Annotated in this window: 19 protein-coding genes; 10 read left to right on the top strand and 9 right to left on the bottom strand. The window is 68.2% G+C overall.

All coding sequences use genetic code 11. The annotated features are described in order from the left end of the window. The first annotated feature begins 146 nt into the window (after positions 1–146). From KY5_RS31285 to KY5_RS42295, 3 genes are read left to right on the top strand one after another with little or no spacing between them, the layout of a single operon-like run. Positions 147–932: a helix-turn-helix domain-containing protein gene (locus KY5_RS31285; RefSeq protein ID WP_199843325.1), complete on the top strand. Its 786-nt coding sequence runs from the start codon at positions 147–149 to the stop codon at positions 930–932. After that, a complete protein-coding gene (locus tag KY5_RS31280) occupies positions 929–1180 on the top strand; it encodes a DUF397 domain-containing protein (RefSeq protein ID WP_098245351.1) in 252 nt (83 codons plus the stop codon). The genes KY5_RS31285 and KY5_RS31280 overlap by 4 nt, the downstream gene beginning before the upstream one ends. A gap of 16 nt (positions 1181–1196) precedes the next feature. After that, positions 1197–1481 carry a DUF7019 family protein gene (locus KY5_RS42295; RefSeq protein ID WP_418952885.1) on the top strand — a complete coding sequence of 95 codons (285 nt, stop codon included), beginning with the start codon at positions 1197–1199 and terminating at the stop codon, positions 1479–1481. A gap of 21 nt (positions 1482–1502) precedes the next feature. On the opposite strand, the gene KY5_RS31275 is transcribed toward KY5_RS42295, so the two are convergent. The 6 genes from KY5_RS31275 to KY5_RS31250 form a co-directional block, all read right to left on the bottom strand. Next, on the bottom strand, positions 1503–1913 hold the full coding sequence (locus tag KY5_RS31275) for a VOC family protein (protein WP_098245350.1): 411 nt from the start codon (positions 1911–1913) through the stop codon (positions 1503–1505). 383 nt (positions 1914–2296) lie between these two features. After that, on the bottom strand, positions 2297–3091 hold the full coding sequence (locus KY5_RS31270; RefSeq protein ID WP_098245349.1) for an ABC transporter permease: 795 nt from the start codon (positions 3089–3091) through the stop codon (positions 2297–2299). Continuing rightward, complete coding sequence (locus KY5_RS31265) at positions 3088–3840, bottom strand: ABC transporter ATP-binding protein (RefSeq protein WP_098245348.1); 753 nt, start codon at positions 3838–3840, stop codon at positions 3088–3090. Before KY5_RS31265 ends, KY5_RS31270 begins: the two co-directional genes overlap by 4 nt. Then, positions 3837–4565 carry a hypothetical protein gene (locus KY5_RS31260; protein ID WP_234362942.1) on the bottom strand — a complete coding sequence of 243 codons (729 nt, stop codon included), beginning with the start codon at positions 4563–4565 and terminating at the stop codon, positions 3837–3839. The genes KY5_RS31265 and KY5_RS31260 overlap by 4 nt, the downstream gene beginning before the upstream one ends. Before the next feature lie 134 nt (positions 4566–4699). Continuing rightward, complete coding sequence (locus tag KY5_RS31255; protein WP_159072629.1) at positions 4700–5521, bottom strand: hypothetical protein; 822 nt, start codon at positions 5519–5521, stop codon at positions 4700–4702. Then, a complete protein-coding gene (locus KY5_RS31250; RefSeq protein ID WP_159072628.1) occupies positions 5482–6288 on the bottom strand; it encodes an SAM-dependent methyltransferase in 807 nt (268 codons plus the stop codon). Before KY5_RS31250 ends, KY5_RS31255 begins: the two co-directional genes overlap by 40 nt. A 413-nt stretch (positions 6289–6701) precedes the next feature. On the opposite strand from KY5_RS31250, the gene KY5_RS31245 reads away from it, so the two are divergent. The 4 genes from KY5_RS31245 (at position 6702) to KY5_RS31235 (ending at position 9181) form a co-directional block, all read left to right on the top strand. Next, the gene (locus KY5_RS31245; protein ID WP_098245344.1) at positions 6702–7631 is read left to right on the top strand and encodes a LysR family transcriptional regulator; all 930 of its coding nucleotides are present in this window, start codon (positions 6702–6704) and stop codon (positions 7629–7631) included. A gap of 349 nt (positions 7632–7980) precedes the next feature. Continuing rightward, positions 7981–8148, top strand: a complete 168-nt coding sequence (locus KY5_RS41930) for a hypothetical protein (protein ID WP_159072627.1) — start codon at positions 7981–7983, stop codon at positions 8146–8148. A 146-nt stretch (positions 8149–8294) separates the two neighbouring features. Beyond that, positions 8295–8564, top strand: coding sequence for an Lrp/AsnC family transcriptional regulator (locus KY5_RS31240; RefSeq protein WP_159072626.1), 270 nt, complete (start codon positions 8295–8297; stop codon positions 8562–8564). Then, on the top strand, positions 8561–9181 hold the full coding sequence (locus KY5_RS31235) for a hypothetical protein (RefSeq protein WP_098245342.1): 621 nt from the start codon (positions 8561–8563) through the stop codon (positions 9179–9181). The genes KY5_RS31240 and KY5_RS31235 overlap by 4 nt, the downstream gene beginning before the upstream one ends. Before the next feature lie 28 nt (positions 9182–9209). Here the strand turns inward: KY5_RS31235 and KY5_RS31230 are convergent, their stop codons facing one another. Continuing rightward, positions 9210–10397 carry a S1 family peptidase gene (locus KY5_RS31230; protein ID WP_234362941.1) on the bottom strand — a complete coding sequence of 396 codons (1188 nt, stop codon included), beginning with the start codon at positions 10395–10397 and terminating at the stop codon, positions 9210–9212. A gap of 366 nt (positions 10398–10763) precedes the next feature. Here KY5_RS31230 and KY5_RS31225 point away from each other — a divergent pair, with 366 nt between their 5' ends. Beyond that, positions 10764–12095, top strand: coding sequence for a lanthionine synthetase LanC family protein (locus tag KY5_RS31225; protein ID WP_234362940.1), 1332 nt, complete (start codon positions 10764–10766; stop codon positions 12093–12095). 127 nt (positions 12096–12222) lie between these two features. On the opposite strand, the gene KY5_RS31220 is transcribed toward KY5_RS31225, so the two are convergent. Next, positions 12223–12795 (bottom strand): TetR/AcrR family transcriptional regulator, encoded by a 573-nt coding sequence (locus KY5_RS31220; protein WP_098245339.1) that lies wholly within the window; start codon positions 12793–12795, stop codon positions 12223–12225. A gap of 94 nt (positions 12796–12889) precedes the next feature. Between KY5_RS31220 and KY5_RS31215 the strand changes: the two genes are divergently transcribed. Beyond that, positions 12890–14380 carry an MFS transporter gene (locus KY5_RS31215; protein ID WP_098245338.1) on the top strand — a complete coding sequence of 497 codons (1491 nt, stop codon included), beginning with the start codon at positions 12890–12892 and terminating at the stop codon, positions 14378–14380. 19 nt (positions 14381–14399) lie between these two features. Beyond that, complete coding sequence (locus KY5_RS31210; RefSeq protein ID WP_098245337.1) at positions 14400–15638, top strand: FAD-dependent monooxygenase; 1239 nt, start codon at positions 14400–14402, stop codon at positions 15636–15638. Here the strand turns inward: KY5_RS31210 and KY5_RS31205 are convergent, their stop codons facing one another. Continuing rightward, complete coding sequence (locus KY5_RS31205) at positions 15639–16040, bottom strand: PPOX class F420-dependent oxidoreductase (RefSeq protein WP_098245336.1); 402 nt, start codon at positions 16038–16040, stop codon at positions 15639–15641. Positions 16041–16049: the final 9 nt, after the last annotated feature.

Here is a 16049-nt window from a genome sequence, read left to right as displayed (position 1 = left end):
GGGTCACACTCCGTGCCCCTCGCGGAGCAGTACGTGAAGTCGTACTGAAGCGTTGTACGAGTTCCCGGCGTGAATGCACGGCTTCAGGTGGGGAGTTGGACGGCATGAGCAGCCCAAAGCGACGGCCACGGAGGAACGCCTCGGCGATGAGGATGGTGGGCGCGCTGCTCGCCGTCCACCGCGAGGCGGCGGGGTACACACAGAAGTCGCTCGCCGAGCGCTTCGTCATCGGCGAGGAACTGATCGCCTCCATCGAGCAGGGGCGGCGGCCGCTGAAGCTGGATCTGGCGGTGCAGCTGGATGAACTCCTCGGCACGAAAAGGACGTTGGAGACGGCTGTCGAGAACATGCCGGAGGTGGATCTGGTTCCGAGGTGGGCGGAGGAGTATCTGGATTGCGAGCGGGAGGCGATTGCGATCTCCGTGTACGAGAGTCTGCTCGTGCCCGGGCAGTTGCAGACCGAGGGTTACGCGCGCGCGGTCTTTCGCAGCCGAATTCCGCTGCACGACGAGGACGAGATCGAGCGGTTCGTGGCGACGCGCATCGAGCGACAGGCGATTCTTCACCGCAAGGTTCCACCGATTACCAGCTTCGTGATCTGGGAGGCAGCACTGCAAGACCGGCTCGGCGGCGATGAGGTCTACGCCGAACAGCTTCGCCACCTGCGCGAGTACGCCGAACTCCCGGGACTGGCCTTGCAGATCCTGCCTCTGGGACGCACGGCACACGCTGGCCTCGAAGGCCCTTTCGTCCTGCTGGAGACCCCTGAGCACCAGCGGCTCGCCTATACCGAGACCCAGCGTGGGAGCAAACTCATTGCTGATCCAGACGAGGTAGCGATCCTCACCCAGAAATATGCGATGCTGCGAACGCAGGCCCTGAACTCCGAAGACACAGTGGGTCTGTTGGACCGACTGCTAGGAGAGCAATGAGCGGCAGCACCGCGCTTGAGTGGTTCAAGTCAAGCTACAGCAGTGGCGAGGGCGGCCAATGCCTCGAAGTGGCCTACGCCTGGCGCAAGTCCAGCCACAGCGGCAGCGAAGGCGGCAACTGCCTCGAAATCGCCGCCCACCCCACCGCCGTACACATCCGCGACTCCAAGAACCCGGAGGGCCCGCACTTCACGGTCGCCCCGGACGCCTGGACCGCCTTCCTGTCCCTCCCCCAGGCCCGCGCCTAGCGCCACGCCGAAGCTCCTGAAGCGGCTCGCCGTCGAGACGTACGACCGACTTGACCTCGTCGAGGCGTGCTTGGAGCGGGAGTTCGACGTCAGTTGGATGACGGAGGCGCGGCAGTGGTTCCGGGGTGATCTGGGGCTGCGGATCGCGGGATACGGCTCGCCCGCCGGGCCGCCGTTCATGACGGGGCGCGAGGGCGACACCGTCACCGGACGGGACGGGCGGGACGTGCACGTGGTCATCGGCACGCCGCTGTACGTGGCGATGGCAGACGTGGACCGCGGCCAGGGCCGGGGAGCCTGAGTGGAGGCGAAAGTGGCCTTCCTATGCGGGCTGCTTGGTGATGTTGACCATCCAGGTAATCCCGAACCGGTCGATAAGCGAACCGGCCTCGTCCCCCCACGACTGCTTCTCCAGGGGCAGCGTCACAGTACCGCCGACGGACAGTCTCTCGAAGTAGCCCCGGAGTCTGGCGTCGTCGCCGCCGAGGAAGACCGCGACGTTGTTGCCTGGGGTGTGGGGCATCTCTTCCCGGACGTCCCACGCCATCAGCGTGTAGCCATCTGGGGTGCGGAGCGTGGCATGCATGATCTCCTCGGGGCGAGGCACTTCCGGGTGGCCGTATGCGGCGTAGGTACCCATGTCCAACTGGCCGCCTAGGACGTCCTGATAGAACTCGATCGCCTGGCGTGCGTTCCCGTTGAAGGCGAGGCACGGGTTGAGTTGAGAACCCATCCAAGGCTCCTTGGCGTAAGTGGTTTCGGACGGCTTGAACGTAGCAACGGGCACCGACAACCGTCCGAGCCTGACGGCACATCGATCAGCTGAGATCGACAGCCTGAATGGCACGACCACTACGCCCGCAGCGACAGGTTCCGGGCCCATACCGACGCCGAACACGCTCCTCTGGATACCGTCCTTCGCCTTGCCGGCCGCGCCTACCTGGTGCGGGCCATCCCTGCGGGCGCGAGGAACAGGGATCGAGACAGCCCCAGAGAACGCGACAGTCGGGACCACCCTCGCGCTCACAGGGGTCCGCGAAGAGAGACAGCCGTGATCGACGCCGACCCTGCTCCCTGTCGGGCCTGGTTGTGGCGGTATTGAAGCACCCCGATTGGTCATCTTTCCCGAGTGACGCGGTCCGCTCGGGCCAGCATCGGCACGGCTCCGGTCGCTGTGATCGCCGCCCAGAGGGCTGCCCAGAGCAGGCCGGAGGGATCGCCCGACCAAGTGTCGCGGAGCCAGGCGACCTGGTAGGTGAGCGGGTCGGCGTGGGCCACGGCGCGCAGGTAGGCCGGTGCGGAGTCCAGGGGGTAGAACAGCGGTGCTGCCAGCACGACGGGCAGGGTGGTGAGGGTCAGCAGGAAGTCGCGTGCGGCGTAGGACTGCACGCGGGCGGCGACGGTTGCTCCGGCGGCGATCCAGCCGGCGTCGACGAGGAGCGCGGTCAGCACCGTGGTCATCAGGTGCGGCCCTGACACGTCGGCGAGGCCGCCCAGGACGGCGGCGAGCACGAGGACCATGGCGAGTTGGGCGAGGAAGACCGTGCCGAGGATCGTGACGATGCTGGACAGGTATCCGGCGGGGCCGCCTCCGTGCAGGGCGTAGAAGGCGAAAACGCCCCATTTGCGGTCGTTGGCGACATCGGAGACGGCAGCGGTGCCGGAGCGGAACGCGAGCATCGCGAACATGCCCGGGACGACGAACGCGAGGTAGGCGCCCAGGCTTTGGCCGGGTCCGGAGGCGAGTGCTCCGCCGATGCCGGCGGCGAGGAAGAGCAGGTAGGCGATCGGCTCGATGATCCGGCCGTAGTAGACCTGTCGCCAGTTCCACAGGGAGAGCCAGTGGAAGCGGACCGCGATCAGGGGGAGGGCGAGACGGCGGGCCTGTGGGCGGGTCTGGAGGGTGCTCATGGGTGCGCGACCTCGGCCGATGGAAGCTCGGAGGTGGTGGAAGGCTGGCGGGTGAGGTGGCGGTAGCCGTCCCACAGGTCGTTGGACTCGCCGACGGGGGCCAGGAAGGCGGCCACGGACTGGTCGGCCAGCAGGCGACCGGCGCTCAGGGCCAGCACGCGCGTGCAGTGGTCGGCGAAGCGCGAGGTGTCGTGGGTGCTGACCAGGACGGTGGAACCGTTCTTGGCGCTGTCGCGGAGGTAGTCGAAGACGTGCGCGACGGCGTCGGGGTCCAGGCCGGTGGTCGGCTCGTCGAGGATCATCAGGCGCGGCCGGCCGGCGATGGCTCGGGCGATCTGGCAGCGGCGCAGTTCCCCGCCGGACAGTGTCTCCGCCTGCCGGTCGAGGAACCGCTCCAGGCCGACGACTTCGCAGATCTCCTGGGCCAGGGACCGCACACCGCGCAGGGTCCCGCGGCGGAACGCCAGTCCCATCTCGACGTTCTGACGGACAGTCAACGACCAGTCGATGATCTCTCGTTGCGGGCACCAGCCGAAGTCGGCTGCGCCCACGGAACGCCTGGCCGTACCCGAGTCGGCCTGCTGAAGGCCGCACACGATCTCGAACAGGGTGGACTTTCCCGCCCCGTTGTGTCCGAGCAGAGCGACGACCTCCCCCTCCCCGATGCGGAACGAAACCTCGGACAGGGCCGGGGCGGAGGCGCCGGCGTAGGTTCTGGAGACCGCGTCCGCGGTCAGCAGGGCAGTCATAGGACGCTTTCGAGGAGGTCGGCGATCTGAAGGGGCGAGGCCGCCTCCGTTACGGGCACGACGGTGGTCGCCTCGGGGAGGTGCTGGGCGATCTCGTGCCGGTGAGCACCGGAGAACCAGGGAGACAGATCTGTCTCCGCGGTATAGGGCGCGGGCGGCGATGCGTGGCGTTCGAGGCGAACGATTCGGTCGACCTTGCCCTGGGGGAGGTTGGGGGCGCCCAGGAATTCAGCGGGAGGTACCAGGAGCACCAGGCCGGTGTCCGGGGACACCGTTTCACGGTGGACGCCGCTGGTGATCTTGTCCAGGTGGTGTCGGCGGCTTCCCCTGCGGAAGCCGAGGGGGCCGTCGTACCGACGGAACAGACCGGTGGTCAGGTCGAGTACGGCGAGGCTGTCGCTCACCAGACGCCCTCCGCGTTGGCACAGCACCAGAGAGGTCGAGGTCTTGCCGACGTAGTTGGCCCCGGTGATGAGCAGTCCCCGGCTGTCGGGCATCACCAAGCAGGTCCCCGGGCCGACCGCGGTGGTCGTCCACAGGTGGGAGTAGCGGAAGGGCGGAAGCGGCGACGGTATCTCGGACCAGCCCGTGAACGTGTGATCGGCCACCCGGGTCCAGGCATAGTCGGTGCGTCGGTCGATCTCGATGCGCTTGGTCAGGTGGTCCTTGCGCAGCAGGCTGGTGAAGAAGCCGCGCTCGGGCCATTCCGGGCAGCTCAGGGTCACCACCACATCGGGTTCGCCTGCCGGGGGCCGCGGCAGTTACTGGTCCCGGAAGTAGAACAGGGCCTCGTCGGCGTCGGCCGGGGCGACCCGTAGCCGGGTGGTCACCCCGTAGAAGTCGAAGTACAGGTTCTGGGTCATGAAGGGGCTCCGGTGAGTTCCGTGATGATGTCCGCGACGGCTCGCCCGATGTCCTGCCTCGAATCCAGTGCGATCTCCCAGCGGGTCTCCGTCAGACGGTCCACGTGGTAGGTGGGGGACGGGCGCAGAGCGACCGTCCAGGCCCAGTCGGTCGCGGCCGGGGAGCGCTTGGCCGGCAGGAGGTTGGCGTGGACGGCCCAGGTGGTCCCGGTCGGCGTGGTGAAACTGGGGGCGTGCGCAAGATGCGCGCGCAGCCAGGGGTGGGTCTTCAGCGTCGATTCCCTGACACCGATGGGCCGGGTGTAGGAGTAGACCGTGCGCTCGTTGTGCAGCAGCGCAGTGTCGTCACAGACGAAGTGCCAGCCCAGCCGGGTCAGCTCGAGCAGGACGGACGACTTGCCGGCCTTGGAGGGGCCGTGCAGCAAGACGGCCCGGGAGGGATCCTGCGGTGAGGCCACCGCGCTCGCGTGCACGGGGCGGACGATGGATTTCAAGGGCGGCAGCAGGAACGGCGGGAGCGGCGTCGCCCGGGTCGGCTCCCCCACGTAGCTCTCGTAGAGCTGCCAAGAGTTACCGGCCGTCCGGATGTGAATGTCCTTGCGAACGTGGGCAGCTCCGCCGATGAAACACCCCTCGGTACTCAGGAGGGCGATCGAAAGGTCCGAAGGCGCTCCGCCGGGCGGCCGCAGGTAGTCCTGGAAGTAGTAGCGGACGTGGTCACGGTCCTCGGAATGCCGGAGATGGACATCGACCGTCACACCCCAGAACTGGAACGGAACTACCTCAGTTTCATCCAGTCCTGTTGGACGTTCGCCCACGGTTCGCTCCCCCCGATGAACAGAGTTGTACCGCTGTGACTGCTGGAAATCAGAGAGTCGAGGTCCCGGATCGTCGTACGGCTGATCTGGGGTGCCATGTCCGGCCGCCAGGAAGAAAGAACCGCCGCAACAGCACGGTCGGGCGGGTAGATATCCTGAAGCCTGTGAGTGAGCGGAGATATTCGGCCGTACAGATCTCCGGACTGCCGGAGCCGTCGAATGTCAAAGCTCCCGAATTGCGCCAGAATCACAGGAAATCGAATATCCGGCTCAATGTCATGCGAATAAAAGACACTCGCGTCGTAGACCTGAACTCCAAAGTCGAACCTGGCCCCGAGGTCCACTAATACCGCATCCAGGAATGAGGCCGAAGGGAGTGGCTTTACCGAGATACCTTCGACTCCGGCCTCCTCCATGAGGATCCAGGCCGACTCAACGAGATACAGGGGATGCCCATACGTCAGAAAGCACACGGGGCTCTTCCCATCACCGTCCCTGACCGCCTGGAGCACCTGAGCTGCCATGTTGCGATAGGCCTGCAGCGGATTGGGCCCATCCGCATAGACAGGTTCCAGATCCACCACCTCTGCCTGATACATGTGCCGCAGATCAGCATCAAAGGCAGTGTGGTGAAGAATGACTCCTGCACTGTGCAAGACCTCGTCCGCCTCCACGGTCCTACGCTCGAGTCCACCGATGCCAAGACCGACCAGATAGAGGTCGGCCTCGGCATCGGGGACGCGAAGGTCTTCACGCCTTACACGCACCCTAAGGATTCCTTGCTATCGGATTTCAGGGACCAAGGAAGCGCTCGCGCAGCCGCCCTGGCAGTGCGCACCACTGGCAGTGACAGTTTCCTCGATCGTCGGAACGTACGTCGGGATCACTACGCCCTTTTCCTCCCGAGAGGTTTCGATCCCAACGTCCGCAACCTTCACCTTGACGGCGACATCAGAGATAACAGGCACTTCTCTCCCACTTTCCCAATCGAAGCGTTTCACGGATCGAGGCGGCGAAACTACTCGCTGCCGTCGCAGATATCCTGCCACGCCCAGGCTCCCTCTAGACCCTAAAAACGAACCTGCAAGGAATTTCCGATGCGGTGATAGGGAGACCTTTTCGCCCCTGCGTTACCCGGCAGTCCCAGCCGGTTTATGATGGGCGTCGGAGGTAGCTCGCCATGCGCACAGAACAGTTGGAATACCTGGCGGCGGTCACCAGGCTGGGGTCGCTGCGCCGCGCAGCTGAGGAACTGCACTTATCGCAGCCAGCGCTGAGCGAGACCCTCCGTAACTTGGAACGGGAACTGGGAGTGGAACTCCTGGAACGCAAGCGTTCCGGAGCGAGGATCAGCCATGAAGGGCGTGAACTCCTGCCGCACATCGCCGGGGTGCTGGACGCGGTCGACCGGCTTCGTCGGGCCGCCGACGAACAGCACCACATCAGCCGCACTCTGCGGCTGGGCACGGTCAACGCCGCCACGGTCACGCTCCTGACACCGGCCATCCGGGAACTCCGCGCTGCCCACCCCTCGACTCAGGTGGAAGTCGTCGCGGACCGGCAGGACGGTATCCAACAACACCTCACTGAGGGCGGATTCGACCTCGGACTGGTCAGTTACCTCCGAGACGACGACCTTCCACCCGGTCTACAGACCACCGAACTGCTGCGCGGGCGCCCGGTGGTCTGCCTCCGCCCGGACAACCCCCTGGCCGCGCTCAAGGCGGTCACCGTCTCCGACCTGCTGGCCCAGCCATTGATCGTGATGCGAGCCGGCTACGTCATGCACCGCTACGTCCACCGGCTCCTCAACGGCCCCACGCCGTCCTTCGCATACGCAGCCGACGGCGCCGAAATGGGCAAACTCATGGTCGCCGAAGGACTCGGAGTCACCGTGCTGCCCGACTACAGCGTGCTCGGTGACCCTCTGGAGCGCAGCGGCACCATCACCTGCCGCCCACTGGCAAACGACACCACCGAGCTCCGCGTGATGATCCAACGGCGCCACACACACTCAGTCCCCACAGCAGCCCGGGACCTGCACGCCATACTCGTCCGCCGAGCCGCGGAACGACGCAACCACCGAGCCTCTGGCAAAGGACGGTGCTGAGTCTCAGAGGTCCTTTCACCCTGACGTTTCATCCCCCGATATGTCTTTGATGCGTTGGTGCCGTCACGCCAGAGCGCCAGCAGAGGGGCGTTTCGTTCGGGACCGTCCTGTGTCATCCCAGGACGCCCCTGCCCATGGCCCTTTGCCCGCTTGCCGAGTCGGACGCCCGGGCCAAGAGTCCCAAGGGGCATGAGATTTCGGTCTTCACTGGCGCGCAGATGAGCGTGAAGCTCCACTGCTCGGGAGCGGGCATCCGACGCATCCCACTGTCCAGCGAACGCCAGAGCGGAACCACCCGATGCGAAGTGGCGCAATGGCGTTGGAGGCGCGCCGGGAGCGGTGCGGTTGCGTGAACTGTGGCAGGGCAGGACACGCGGGCGGTCCGCCTCCGGCACGGTGCGAGGCCGTACGCCGCCTCAAAGTCGAGACCGTGGAGGATTTCGGCATGGGCAAGGTCCCCTGCCCCGACTCCTACCCCGTGGCCCAAGAGGTCGAGGAACTCACCAACGCCCCGTAGCGGTCCGGGGCGTGAACTCCCCCTGCGGCAAAGGACGATTGGCGCTGGCTCTGCCGGGAATCCTTAGTACCCGGAAGTCGGGGGAATCTCATGACGGACCACTCTTCAGCGCGTCCGGCCCTGCCTGGGAGGGCCGGATGCGCCGCGTGACACGTAACTCCGCGGTCACCGCATTCGTGCTCATCACGGTGCCCGCCAACAACTCGGGCAACGTGGTGAACACGCTCATGGACGAGTACTCGGAATTCGTGACGGAGGCCGCCGCGGTCTACGGTGAGGCCGACGTCATCGCGAAGGTCGAGCTGCCGTCCATCGACCAGCTGCACCGGCTGGTCATGGACAAGATCCAGAACATTCCCCATGTGCGGGTGACCAGGACGTTCATCATCGTCCCCCGCCACCATCAGATTCGATGAGCACCCTGGTCTCGGCCTCGCTCGCGGCGGCGGGCGCGGCCATGGTCACGACGCTCGCGTCCATCGCCGTCTTCGTGTACCAGCACCGCGCCACGCGACGCGATGAACACAACCTGCGCGTCTTCGACCGGCACCTGTCGCAGTACGAAAGGGTCTTCGTGGCGGCCCGCTCGACCCTGGATGCCATCCGGGACTACGAGATCGTCAGTCGGCGCGCGGCGGACCAGTCCGATCCCTTTCTGTCGCAGCTGCTTTCCATCGTGTCCCAGTCGGCCAACCAGTACTGCGTCGCCGTGGACTGGAAACACAGCTCGGCGATGGCCTATCTCGACATCGAACTGGAGGAGAAATGCCTCCACGCCCGGGACCTGCTCATCCGCTGGCTGTCCCAACGCCGGGTCACGCACGGAGACATCGCCCATGTCAGGCAGGGGGACGTACGCTCGCCGGTTCCCCTGCGCGACATCCCGAGGCTGCGGCTCGGGGATTATCAGGAGCTGATCATCGAGCGGCGCGCGGTGGTGATGCCTGCCGCCGGTGACCCGCGCCTGATCACGGACATCAACCAGGCGCTCTCCAAGGTCATCAGGGAGCTCAAGCAGGTCATGGCGTACTGAACGCCACGGCGGGCGGGATCGAGCGGGATCAGGCCGTGTGCAGCCTCAGCCCGTACCGCTGGAGGATCTCGTTCACCGGCTGGAACCACGTCTCGCCACCGCTGCTGCAATTGCCCCAGCCGCCCGACGTCACGCCCTGGGCCTGGTCGCCGCTGATGAACGAGCCGCCCGAGTCACCGCCCTCGGCGCAGACGCTGGTCTTGGTGAGCTGGTGCACGATGGTGCCGTCGGAGTAGTTGACCGTCTCGTTCTTGGCGAGGAGGTTGCCGCAGTGCCACTTGGTCGTGGAGCCGGAGCGGCAGATCGACGTGCCGACCGGCATCTCCGAGGAGCCCTTGACCAGGCGGTCGGGGATGGTGCCCCAGCCGAGGACGACGGGGACGGTCCACCAGCCGTTGCCGACGGACACCCACGCGTAGTCGTTGTCGGGGAACGAAGAGCCCTGGAACGTACCGATGGTGGAGTTGTCCCAGCCGCGCACGCCCGCGCCCGCCTTGCCGCAGTGCCCGGCCGTGACGAACCCGCCCTGCACCGAGAAGCCGATGGAGCAGCGGACGTTGCCGGTGTAGTACGGGTCGCCGCCGACGGTCCCCGCGGCGAAGGTGCTCGGTCCCGCGGGGACCGTGCCCACCTGGACGGGGGCGCCGGCGGTGGCGCGTGCCTTGCGCAGGAAGGTGCTGACATCGTTGTCGGCACGGTGGCCTCGGACGACGTCGACGACGAGGCGGTTCGCCTTCGCGTCGACCCGCCAACTCGCCACGTTGTCAGGGGCCTTGAGCTTGTCGACCCGCTTCTTCGCCGCGTCGAGCGTCGCGGCGGAGTGCTTGACGATCTCCACGTCGGCGCCCGCGTCGCGCACCTCCCCCGCGGCCTGCCGCCCGGTCAGCGCGACGGTGAGCTTCCCGCTCTCGGCGTCGAACCAGGAACCGGCGTACGCCGAACCCGCCGCCTTCCGTGCGGCGCGCTCGGTCTTGACGGCCTGCCGCTCGTCGGCGAGCCGCTCGCGCGCGGCGGCGGGGCTCAGGCCGAGGTCGCGCTCCATGGCGTCGAGGAGGCCGGGCGAGGCGAGGGCCTTCGAGGTGGCGCCGGAGTCGGAGCGGGGTTCCGCGGCGGCGGAGGGGGCGAGGCCGGTGGCCACGAAGGTGGCCGCCACGAGGGCGGCGGACAGGCCGAGGCTTGCCGTGGTCTTGCGTCTCGCAGTGATCTTGCGTCTCACAGGGGGGACCTCTCGTCGTTCCAACGGTGGGGTGGTGGAGCGGAGTTGAGTGTCTGAGAGCGCTCTCTCCCGATGGTGCGGGAGAGCGTGAGGAGACTGTGAGAGCAAGTCCGGACGCTCGGCGGCACATCTCGGCCGTTCCTGTGGGGCCAGGGGAACGGGTGCGGGTGCAGGTGCGGGTGCAGGTGTGGGTGCGGGCGGGGGGAATCGGCAGCGCACCGAGGGGGTGACCTTCACCCCCGACCCTCGTACTGGGCCGCCAACTCCCCCTTTCTGTTCAGGCCAGTTCGGGCGGCACGGCAGGACCATCACGGCCAGACGGCGAAGCCTGGCCGCGTGACCTTCCGGCGTTTGTAGCGTGGATGGATGAGGAGCGACGGATATCGGGACGTGGCCGAGGCCGCGTGGTCGTGGGTCCTTGACCACGTGCGCGAGGACGAGGGCCCGTGGCTCGTGGAGACGGTGGTGGAGGGCGCTCCGGAAGCCCCGTCACCGGCACAGGACCGCGACTCGCTGTACGCGGGAATCGCCGGCCTGGCCCCGGTGCTGGCCGAGATCGCGCAGTACCGGCAACTGAGCGCGACGGAAGCGGCACTGGCGACCGGCATCGTGACCAGGTTGTCGGCACAGGCCGGGCGGCGGACGGAGCCCTCGCTGTACGAGGGCCTCGCGGGCGACGCGACGGCGCTCAGACTGCTCGCCCCGGGCGAGGAAGCCGTGGCGCTGCGGCGGCTGGCCGTCCTGGCCACCGGCGACGGATGGAAGACCACGCTCGATTTCGAGCCGGGCTCCGACGCGCCCCTGACCGACGTCATCATGGGGACCGCGGGCGTGGTGATGACGGCGGTCTGGGCGAAGAGCGAGTTCACCGAGGTGATCGCGACGACGGGAGGCGAGGCCCTGCTGCGGGCGGCGGACCGTACGGAAGCGGGCCTCGACTGGGGCATGACGCCGGGGAGACCGTCGAGGGCGCCGAACTACTCGCACGGAACGTCCGGGGTCGCGGCCGCGCTGGCGGTCGCGGGCGTCGCCCTGGATCGCGAGGACTTCGTCGAGGCCGCGGTGGACGGTGCCCGGCACGTCCTCTCGGTGGGGTCGTTGAAGGACGCGGGCTTCGTCGTCCCGCACACGATCCCGCCGTCGCGCCGGGAGGTGGAACCGGTGACGTACACGTGGTGCCACGGCCCGGCGGGCACCTCGCACCTGTTCACCGCGCTGGCGCACGCAGGGGTCACCGAGGTGGCGGGCCACCACGTCGACGAACTGCGGCAGCGCTGTCTGACCTCGATCCTCACCTCGGGTCTGCCGGAACGCCTCCGTCCAGGCTTCTGGGACAACGACGGCCGCTGCTGCGGAACGGCAGGCGTGGGAGACGTCCTGCTGGACGCCGCCCAGGACTGCCGGGCGGCGGAGAGGAGGCAGACCCTGCTGCGGGCCGCGCACCGCATGGGCGATGCGCTGGTCGACCGGGTCGTCAGGGACGGCGCGGGCGCCCGTTGGCGCTTTGTGGAACACCGCGAGGACCCGCCGCTGCTGCCGCCCCGGACGACGTGGATGCAGGGCGCGGCAGGTATCGCGGCCTACCTGCTGCGCCTCGCCCGGTACGGCGAGACCGGCCCCGACGCCCCGGTCGTGGACCGCCCGGACCAGTGGTGGGCGGTACCGGCACACCTGCGCAGTACCCGGACGGATTCATGAGTGAGTGACCTCCGCACACCTGACGGGCAGAACCCCCATCCCGGCCTCACCTACGGCGAGCGGACGACCGCGACCGATCCCACCGCTCACGGCCACTCGGCCAGCTGCCTGTTGCTGACCCATGCCCCTAGCGGGCGCGGACCAGCGGCAGGAAGATCGTGTCGACGATCTCCTCGATCACCTCGGGCGGGACCGGACGCTGCGTCATCATCGCCTCGCTCCGCAGCAGATCGAAGGGGAGCGAGGCGATCCGCGGCGTCAGCCGGGCCGGGTCGATCTCGCCGCGCGCGATGGCGCGGTCCATGATCTCGTCGCGTCCCGAGCGGCGTCCGGCGAGGATTTGCTCGCGCAGATCGGCGTAGCTGGAGTCGGCCTCGGCGAAGTACCCGGCGAGCAGCAGGCTGAGCTGGGCGAGGAACGGGCCGCGCTTCTCGCCCAGTTCGGTGAGGGTGGCGAGCAGGTCGCCGCGGAGCGAGCCGGTGTCGGCCGGGGGGATCTGCTGGATGACGTTGCGGCGCACGACGGCCGCCTCGACCAGCTTCTGCTTGTCGGCCCAGCGCCGGTAGAGCACCGGCTTGCTGGTGCCGGCCCGCTTGGCGACGGAGTCGACGGTCAGGTTCGCGTACCCCCGCTCGGTCAACTCCTCCCAGGCCGCTTCGAGGATGGCCGTCTCCAGCGCTTCGCCACGGCGTCGCTCCACAACACTCCTCAGGGCTTAAGAACCTTTGACGTTTCTTATCCGCACACCCTACTCTTCCGAATAAGAAACCAAGACGTTTCCTAAGGGGGTGCGTATGAACACCGAACCGCACAAGCGGTGGAGCGGGCGGCTCGTCGGCCTGGTGGCCGTCCTGGCCCTGGTGAACTTCGTGGTCGACTCGGCCATCACCGCGCCGCTGGTCGTCCTGCCGGAGATGCTCGACCACTTCGGCACCGACCAGGCGGCCTGGCTCAACGCGACCGCGATGCTGGCCGGAGTGCTGTGGGCGCCGCTGCTCGGCAGGAGCGCCGACATCCACGGCAAACGCAAGGTGCTCGTCGTGACGCTGCTGGTCAGCTGCGCGGGCGCGCTCTTATGCGCCGTGGCGCCCACCATCTGGGTGTTCGTGGCGGGGCGCATGCTGCAAGGGGCCTCGCTGGCCGCCGTGTTCCTCTCCGTCGCGATCGTGCGAGGCGTCTGCGCGCCCCGCATCGCGATGATCATCGTGGGCATCGTGACGTCGGGATCCGCCGTGCTCAACATCGCGTCCCGGTTCCTCATCGAGCGACTGGCCACGGAGTTCGGCTTCCAGATCCTCTTCCTCGTATCGGCCGCCGTGGCGATCGCGATGGCGATCTGCGTGCACCACGCCCTGCCCGAATCGCTGGTCAGGACGCCGGGCAGGATCGACGTCGGCGGTGCGCTGCTCCTCGGCGGAGGGCTCGCCGGGGTGCTCGGCTACGTCAGCCTGGGCGCGGAGCTCGGCTGGGCGTCCTTCGGGCCGCTGGCTCTCCTCGCGGGCGGCCTCGCGGCGCTGGCCAGGTGGTTCCTGGTGTCGAGCCGGAAGCCCGACCCGCTGATCGACGTCAGGAACCTCGGCGGTCCACTGGTGCTCACGCTCCTCGTCGTCTTCCTCGCCGCCGGTTCGTACCAGAGCATGCTGCAACTCGTCCCGCTCATCGGTGACGTCTCCGGGGACCAGAACCTCGGGTACGGGCTCGCCGACCAGGGCTCCGTGGCACTGCTGCTCGCGGCGCCGGGGGTCGGGGTCACGCTCGGGGGTCCCGCGGCCGGGTGGATCGCGGCCCGCGTGGGCCCCGCGTCGACGCTGGCCGGGGCGATCGCGCTCGGCACGGTGGTGACCTTCGGGATGTTCCTCGGGGCCTCCCGGCTGCCCGCCGCGCTCTGCTGCGGATTCCTCCTCGGCGTGACGGTGGGCGCGCTCGGGACGTCCGGCTTCAACATGGCGGGGAGCCTGGCGCCCGCCGAACGGCAGGGCATCGTCTCCAGCCTGGTCATGGTCATGGTCTCGATCGGCTCCGTGGTCCTGAACTTCGTGGGCGCGGCCGTGCTCGAGTCGACCACCGTGGTCGTCGACGGCGAGACGACGAACTCGGCCACGGGCGTCTTCAGTTACATCGGCATCGCCTCCGGCGCGTTCGTGATCGCCGCGGTGCTCGCGGCCGTGCTCGTACGCCGCACGCGCCTCAGCGGCGCCTCTTCACCTTCCGGTTCTTCACCTTCCGGGTCTTCATCTTCCGGCCACGACCGCACGTCGTCGTCGGCCGATCTCGAACGGGCTTAGCAGACAGAGGAGTTGACGTATGGACACGAAAAGGACAGCGAAGGGCACGGTCCTGGTCTCCGGCGCGAGCATCGCGGGTCCCGCCGTGGCGTACTGGCTGCGGCGGTACGGATTCGCGGTGACGGTGGTCGAGAAGTCGGCCGCGCTGCGGGGCGGCGGGTACCCGATCGACGTGCGGGGCACCGCGGTGGAGGTGGTGCGCCGCATGGGCATCCTGCCGCGGCTCCGCGAAGCACACATCGACTCACGGCGGTTGACCTTCCTCGACGCCGACGGCGGTACGGCCGCGGTGGTCCATCCCCAGGTGGCGGCCGGCGGGGTCGAGGGACATGACGTGGAAGTGCCGCGCGGGGAGCTGGCGGAGGCGTTGTACGGGGTCGTACGGGACGAGGCGGAGTTCCTCTTCGACGACTCCATCGAGACGCTCACGGAACACGAGCACGGTGTCGACGTCGTCTTCCGCGGCGGCGCCCGGCGCACGTTCGATCTGGTCCTGGGCGCGGACGGGCTGCACTCGCACACCAGGAAGCTGGTGTTCGGCCCCGAGCGGCGGTTCCACCGCTATCTGGGGTACTGCTTCGCCATCTTCACCATGCCCAACACCCTCGGGCTCTCGCACGAGGTACGCATCTGGAACACGCCGGGGAGGGCGGCGGCACTCTACGCGGTGCGTGACAGCACGGAGTTGTACGCGTTCCTCAACTTCGCCCGGCCCGAACCGCCTTACGAGATCCTCCGCGACGTCGACGCCCAACGCGACCTGGTCGCCGCCACGTTCGCCGACGACGGGTGGGAGATCCCGGCGATGGTCGCCGCCTTGCGCGAGGAGGCCGACCCGTTCTTCGACACCGTGAGCCAAGTGCGCCTGCCGCACTGGTCGAAGGGCCGGGTCGCGCTCCTCGGCGACGCGGCCCACGCCCCGTCGTTCCTGACCGGGCAGGGCTCCAGCCTCGCCCTCGTCGGCGCCTACATGCTCGCCCGCTCACTGGCCGCGCACCGCGACCACGCCACGGCCTTCGCCGCCTACGAACGCGACACCCGCGGGTTCGTCGAACTCAACCAGTCCCAGGTCGGCAAGGGGGACGCGGCGCTCTTCCCCACCACGGCGGAGGCGCTCGAACGGCGCAACACCAGACTCCGCGCCCTCACCACGGCCCCACCGCGCACCGGCCGCCCCGCGCACACGGCGCTCACGCTGCCCGAACCTGAGCCCGGCCCCGGCAGGTCAGCGGCGGATGCCCGGGTCGCGGTGACGTGACTACACCGCGAAGCCGTTGACCCGCTCCGGCGTGACCCGGACGACCAGCCGGACCTCCGTCGCCTTCTCGTTCGGCGGGTCCTCGCCGAGATAGCGCTGCGAGAGACGCTTCGGCAGCGCCTTGTCCGGGTCGGGCAACAGCTCGGCGGTGCCCCGGATCTCGGCGGAGCGGTACGGGTTGGCCAGATCGAAGACGGCGATGCTGACGCGGGGGTCGCGCTCGATGTTCCGGGTCTTCTTGCGGCCCGCGGTCACGGAGATGAGCAGGGTGTCGCCCTCGCGCACGAACCAGACCACCGAGGACTGCGGGCCGCCATCGGGGTTGACCGTGGCGAGGGTGGCGAAGTTCTTGCCGTCGAGGAGCTCGGCGGTGGCGGGATCGAAGCCGTCGAAGAGTGTCATGTCGCGTGA

Origin of the sequence: Streptomyces formicae (assembly GCF_002556545.1) — a bacterium.
Taxonomy (GTDB): Bacteria; Actinomycetota; Actinomycetes; order Streptomycetales; family Streptomycetaceae; genus Streptomyces; species Streptomyces formicae_A.
This window is presented reverse-complemented; position numbering and strand designations above follow the sequence as displayed.